This is a genomic window from Pseudomonas sp. 24 E 13 (genome assembly GCF_900004715.1).
Classification (GTDB): Bacteria; Pseudomonadota; Gammaproteobacteria; order Pseudomonadales; family Pseudomonadaceae; genus Aquipseudomonas; species Aquipseudomonas orientalis_A.
On record NZ_CVTO01000111.1, the window covers coordinates 1 to 3,845 of the forward strand.

At 60.1% G+C, this 3,845-nt stretch carries 4 protein-coding genes; 3 read left to right on the top strand and 1 reads right to left on the bottom strand.

What is annotated here, in order from left to right; all coding sequences use genetic code 11:
* On the top strand, positions 1-624 hold a 624-nt coding region (locus tag BFP90_RS11075), incomplete at its 5' end, for a Tim44 domain-containing protein (RefSeq protein WP_065885126.1).
* 134 nt (positions 625-758) lie between these two features.
* Positions 759-1,166 carry an SMI1/KNR4 family protein gene (locus tag BFP90_RS11080; RefSeq protein WP_003195742.1) on the top strand — a complete coding sequence of 136 codons (408 nt, stop codon included), beginning with the start codon at positions 759-761 and terminating at the stop codon, positions 1,164-1,166.
* Positions 1,167-1,183: 17 nt separating this feature from the next.
* Here the strand turns inward: BFP90_RS11080 and BFP90_RS11085 are convergent, their stop codons facing one another.
* Positions 1,184-2,947, bottom strand: a complete 1,764-nt coding sequence (locus BFP90_RS11085) for a cation:proton antiporter (protein WP_065894306.1) — start codon at positions 2,945-2,947, stop codon at positions 1,184-1,186.
* Positions 2,948-3,223: 276 nt separating this feature from the next.
* Here BFP90_RS11085 and BFP90_RS11090 point away from each other — a divergent pair, with 276 nt between their 5' ends.
* The gene (locus BFP90_RS11090; RefSeq protein WP_065894308.1) at positions 3,224-3,709 is read left to right on the top strand and encodes an acyl-CoA thioesterase; all 486 of its coding nucleotides are present in this window, start codon (positions 3,224-3,226) and stop codon (positions 3,707-3,709) included.
* Positions 3,710-3,845 lie beyond the last annotated feature (136 nt).

Here is a 3,845-nt window from a genome sequence, read left to right on the forward strand (position 1 = left end):
GCCGGTGGCCTGCTCGCGTCCATGTTCATGGGCGGCGGCTTCCAGGGCATGCAGATCTTCGACATCCTGATCCTGGCAGTCATTGCCTTCGTGATCTTCCGCTTTATCGCCGCCCGTCGCCGCAAGCAGCAGGAGCACCTGGCCCCGGCCGGCGCGCCGATGCAGCGTGAAGTGTTCGAGCAAAAACCCGCCATGGGTTCGATCTTCGGCGGTTCGGCAGCCCCTGCGGCCGCCCGTCCGGTGATCAACGCGCCGGCCTGGTTCAACGAAGAGCGTTTCATCGAAGCGGCCCGCAGCCACTTCCAGTCCCTGCAGCAGCACTGGGACGCCAACGAAATGGACAAGATCGCCGAGTTCGTGACCCCGCAACTGCTGGAGTTCCTCAAGCGCGAACGTGCCGACCTGGGTGACGGCTTCCAGTCGACCTATATCGACGATCTGCGCGTACAGCTGGACGGTGTGGATGATCGCGCCGACAAGACCATCGCCACCCTGACCTTCAGCGGCGTGTCGAAGACCTCGCGTTTCGACCAGGGCGAAGTGTTCAGCGAAAGCTGGAACATGGAACGTCCGCAGGGCGAAAACCAGCCATGGCTGGTCGCCGGTATCCGCCAGAACGGCTGATACCCGCACGCGTGAGCAAGCGGTAACAAAACCCCGGACCTGTTCCGGGGTTTTCTATTTCACGGTTGCACTTATAGCGAGCTACTGTATAAAACGCCCCTATAAAACGCGCCATCAGCAAGAGGATCCCGGCCGTGGAAGAAATCATCGAACAACTGCGTGAAGCCAACGAACCGGTCCCGGTTCCCTTGGAGCTGCCTGACGAAGACCAACTGGTGGAAATCGAAGAACAACTGTTCATCGACATCCCCTTTGTGTTCCGCGAATTCCTGCTGACCGTCAGCGACGTGGTCTACGGCAGCCTCGAGCCGGTGACCGTCACCGACCCGCAGTCCCACACCTATCTGCCGGACGTTGCCGCCAACGCCTGGGACGCCGGTGTTGACCGCAGCCTGATCCCGATCTGCCAGGACGGTGACGACTACTACTGCGTCGAAGAAGACGGCACCGTGGTGCTGTGGTCCGCCGAGGAAGAACTGGTCCAGGAAGAAACCTGGGAATCGGTGTGGCACTGGGCACGGGATGTCTGGCTGGAAAGCTGAGGCCCACACCTGGCCTTCTAGTGTTCCGGCGTATCCTTGTGGTTATCCAGCGTCTCCAGCAAGGCCACCTGCATCCGCGTATGCACGCGGATGAACCAGCGCCAGAGCACGGCCGCCACCGCCGCCGTGACCACCGCAATCAGTACCAGCAACTTGTTGGTCGGCAGAATACTGGCCGACAAGGCTGCCAGGAGCAGGAAGATCACCAGCAGCGACAGAATGGGGATCAGCTCCGCGATCACCCGCCGCACACGCTGGGTATGCCGCCCGGCCATTTCCGGCTTCACGCTCATCTCCGCCAGCAACATCGACAGTGCCTTGAGCTTGCGGTACGCCGCGATCAGAAACGGCAGCGACAACAGCAATGCGCCACCCCAGATCAACGCCTTCTGCCAGCTTTGATCGCTGACCCAGCCTTCCAGATACCCGCCGATGCGCGCCGCGAAAAAGCTGCCGGCGAAGAAGATCGCGATCACCAGCGCCAGGTTCACCCCCACTTGCAGCACGATCTTGCGGATCATCGACGCCAGCATGGCGCCTTCGCCTTGCGGCTGAATACTGCGCAGCCATTCGCCATACATGCCGAATACCCGGCTCATGCGCTGGGGCATCACGGCGGCAATTTTCAGTGACAGCGGGTCGGCGCCGCGGATCAGGTACGGGGTGAGCAACGTCGTTATCGCCGAAACCGCCACCGCCACCGGGTACAGAAAGTCGCTGGTGACCTGCAGGGTCATCCCCAGCGCCGCGATGATGAAAGAGAATTCGCCAATCTGTGACAGGCCCATGCCCACCCGCAGCGAGGTGCGGCCATCGTTGCCGGCGATAAACGCGCCCAGCCCGCAAGACAGCATCTTGCCCAGCACCACGGCCACGGTAATGACCGCAATCGGCCACGCGTACTGCAGCAGGATTTGCGGGTCGATCATCAAGCCGATGGCGACAAAGAAAATCGCACTGAACATGTCTCGAACCGGTTCGATCAGGCGCTCGATTTTAATCAGTTGGCGTGACTCGGCCATGATCGCGCCGATCAGGAAGGCCCCCAGCACCATGCTGTATTCAAGCTTGACCACCAGCAGGCAGAAGCCGAAACACAGACCCAGTACCGTGATCAGCAGCATCTCGTTGCTTTCGAACTTGGCGACGTAGGCCAGCAGGCGCGGCACCAGCAGAATACCGATCACCAGCGCCACAATCATGAACAGCGAGAGCTTGCCCACGGTGGAAAACACCTCGCCGGAGCTGACCGTGCCGCTGACGGCGATGCTCGACAGCAAGGCAATGATGCCGATCCCCAGAATGTCCTCGACGATCAGCACGCCGAATATCAGCTGGGCGAAACGCTGGTTCTTCATCTTCAGGTCATTGAGCGCCTTGACGATGATGGTGGTGGAGGAAATTGCCAGGATCGCGCCGAGAAACAACGAGTCCATGGTGTTCCAGTCGAACCATTGACCGATTTCGTAGCCGATCCAGATCATCAGGATGATTTCCAGGAACGCCGCGATAAACGCCGTGGCACCCACCTTGAACAGCTTGCGCAGGCTGAACTCCAGGCCCAGGCAGAACATCAAGAAGATCACCCCGAGTTCGGCCAGCGTCTTGATCGTGTCTTCATCGTGAATCAGGCCGAACGGCGGCGTGTGGGGGCCGATGATGAAGCCTGCGACGATGTAGCCCAGCACCACCGGCTGCTTGAGGCGATGAAACAGGATGGTGACGACCCCCGCCACCAGCATGATCACGGCCAAGTCCTGGATAAAGCTGATGGCATGCATGGCGTGGGGCTCCTTGGAATTACTGGTGGTTTCTCACTCTCCGCGCGCGCAGCCGCTGAAAGAAAAGTCTGCCGTGACCGTAAGAAATGCCCGTGGAGGCGCGTTTGAAGGTTAACACCGCGACTTCCGCCGGAAAGCCGGTGCAATATATGGAAACAGATCGGCCCGGGCGTGACGGCAAGCCGCCCACCGGCGTCCCCGTTAGGGATGGCTGCAAAGCTCCCAGCACCCGCAGAGGTGCCCTACCCAACCAATGCCTAAACCCGTGAGTGTGCTATGGAACCCGGAAACGCCCAGCTGTCGATGACGGTATTGATGACCCCTGACATGGCCAACTTCTCAGGCAACGTCCACGGCGGCACCCTGCTCAAGTACCTCGACGAAGTGGCGTACGCATGCGCCAGCCGTTATGCCGGCCGTTATGTGGTCACGCTGTCGGTGGACCAGGTGATTTTCCGCGAGCCGATCCATGTCGGCGAACTGGTGACCTTTCTCGCGTCGGTCAACTACACCGGCAACACCTCGATGGAAGTGGGCATCAAGGTGGTGACCGAGAACATTCGCGAGCGCTCGGTGCGTCATACCAACAGCTGCTTCTTCACCATGGTGGCGGTGGACGACCAGCGCAAACCGGCCCCAGTCCCCCCCTTGCAGCCGCAGAACAGCGAAGACAAACGCCGCTTCGTGCAGGCCCAGCAGCGTCGGCAGATTCGCCAGGAACTGGAAAGGCGTTATCAGGAAATCAAGGCCGATGCGCCGTAGTTCAAAATCTGCAAACCCAGTCAAATGTGGGAGGGGGATCTGCCCTAATGCCAGTCAGTTAAAGCTTTTTTTGTAGGAGCGAGCTTGCTCGCGAAAAACTCACAGGCACCGCGTTCATTCAGAAAGCACGCGTTAT

Coding starts and splice junctions, on each gene's coding strand:
- BFP90_RS11085 (WP_065894306.1), bottom strand. CDS start 2,947: ATGCATGCCATCAGCTTTATCCAGGACTTGGCCGTGATCATGCTGGTG.
- BFP90_RS11090 (WP_065894308.1), top strand. CDS start 3,224: ATGGAACCCGGAAACGCCCAGCTGTCGATGACGGTATTGATGACCCCT.